General features: G+C 71.1%; 2 protein-coding genes. Both read right to left on the bottom strand.

All coding sequences use genetic code 11. The features are described from left to right. Nucleotides 1–1,335, bottom strand: a 1,335-nt coding sequence (locus ACYVK5_RS25770; protein ID WP_460709133.1) for an ISKra4 family transposase, incomplete at its 3' end; no start/stop codon positions are given. A gap of 20 nt (nt 1,336–1,355) precedes the next feature. Beyond that, on the bottom strand, nt 1,356–1,784 hold the full coding sequence (locus tag ACYVK5_RS25765; protein WP_460709131.1) for a DUF6788 family protein: 429 nt from the start codon (nt 1,782–1,784) through the stop codon (nt 1,356–1,358). Between the last annotated feature and the right edge of the window lie 33 nt (nt 1,785–1,817).

The following is a 1,817-nucleotide window of genomic DNA, read 5'->3' as shown; positions in this document are numbered from 1 at the left end:
GGTGCGGATGGCGAGGATGGGGTCGAGGCCGGCGAGGGTCCAGTGCATGCCGGCTCGTTTGGCGCGTTGCTTGACGATGGTATTGCAGGCTGATTCCACGGGTCCGGAGCCGATGTAGTAGCCGTTCGCGCGGAAGTCGGCATACTGCATGCGTTGGTGGTTGCCGGTGAAGTACCCGACCTCGGTCGCGGCGGGTCGGACCAGGTCCGGGGCTCGATCAGGCAGGCTCAGGGCTGTGACGGCGTCGGTGATCGCGGCGGTATCGCCCAGGTCGAGCCGGTCTGCCAGGTGCTCCTCCCAGCCGGCGGGGTCTTCCAGCGCGGGCGTCAGGAGCCTGGTCAGGTCGGCGAGGTGCTCACGGGCGTGGAAGTAGTCCACGATCTGGGTCGCTGCACCGAGGTGCTGATCGGCGATGTTCCAGATCCAGTGCGCGCCGTCGCCCAGCACGACAGGCTGGCGGATCTGGTCCAGGCCGCGCCGGTAGTACTCGGCCTTCACCTGGCCGCCGAACGTCGCGGCAGGTTCGAACGTCGCCACGTAGGACGCCGAGCCGGGGTCCTGGACGGGGTCACCGGTGGCCGGATCCAGACCGGACTGGGTGAAGAAGCAGCCGATCTTCACTTCCCGGGTGCCGGCTCTGCCGCCGTTCTTGCCGGTCCGGCCGGTGGTCTCGCGCGGGAGCACGGGTGCGCCGGTGCCGTCCATGACGACGTAGCACAGGTCCGGCCCCTCGGCGTCGGACGACCCGACCTGTCGGGACGCGGCCATCGCCGCGTGCTGCTCGTCATCGATCAGCGTCCGCGCGCGGGCGCCTTCGCGGCGAGTGGTGCGCGCCAGGGTCGAGGTCGAGGCCAGGTCCAGGCCAGTGACCGCGGTGATCAGCTCGAAGCTGCGGGCGTACGGCATCTCGGCCCCGGCCAGTGCCGCAGCCCGCGCCAGCCCCGGCGACAGGCTCGTGCCCACCACCCCCAGCCGGTCATCCAGCGGAGCGAACCCGCCCCGAACCCCTGCCCGTGCGCAGGTGGCGCAGTGGTAGTAGCCGCGGGTGACCTCGACCGGCCCGAGCAAGGTCCGCACCGTCCTGGCCCGCCGTCCCACGAGCCGACCGTCATGGTCATCCTGCCGCGGGCACCGGGCACGGGCGGGAGCATCGCGACCGGCCCGGTCCAGCACCCCGGCCAGCGCCGCCAGCCCGATCCTGGCCGCCGCCTGCTGAGCGGCCCGCTCGACCTGCTCCAGCGCCCCGCCCTGATCCGACTCCACGACGTCGGCCGCCTGGAGCACCAGCCCGCGAACCTCGACCGCAGCAGCATCGGCGACCCGGTCGGTCAGCACGCTCAGCCCGTCGTCGTCGGCTACCTCTTCGTCCCGGGCGCAGAGCCCCCTTTTTGCCCGTCCGACCCCAGGTCGGCGGGCTCGCGACGCGACGAGGACGGTCCGACCCTCGCCCGGCACAACGCCTCGTTGATCTCCACGAAGTCCTCGACCAGCGTCTCGAACTGCGCGTAACTGTCCAGCTCGGCACGCACCCGGTCGACCTGGTCCATCGGGATGTACTGCCCCCGCCGCCCACCAGGCCCCTTGACCGAACGGGTCCACAATCCCCGCGGCCCGTGCCCCTGCTCACCCGGCTGGGCACACCGGCACCTCGGGTTCCCGCACTTGCGATACCCGACCTGCAACGACCCACGCCGGAACTGCGGAACCTCCCCGAGCCGCGCCAGCACCAACGAGCGCAGCCCCTCGAGCTCACGCACCGTCATCGACGAGTAGTCCCTGCCCATCACGACCCATCCTAAGACTGATTATCTGACAAC

This window comes from Myceligenerans halotolerans (assembly GCF_054782975.1).
This window is presented reverse-complemented; position numbering and strand designations above follow the sequence as displayed.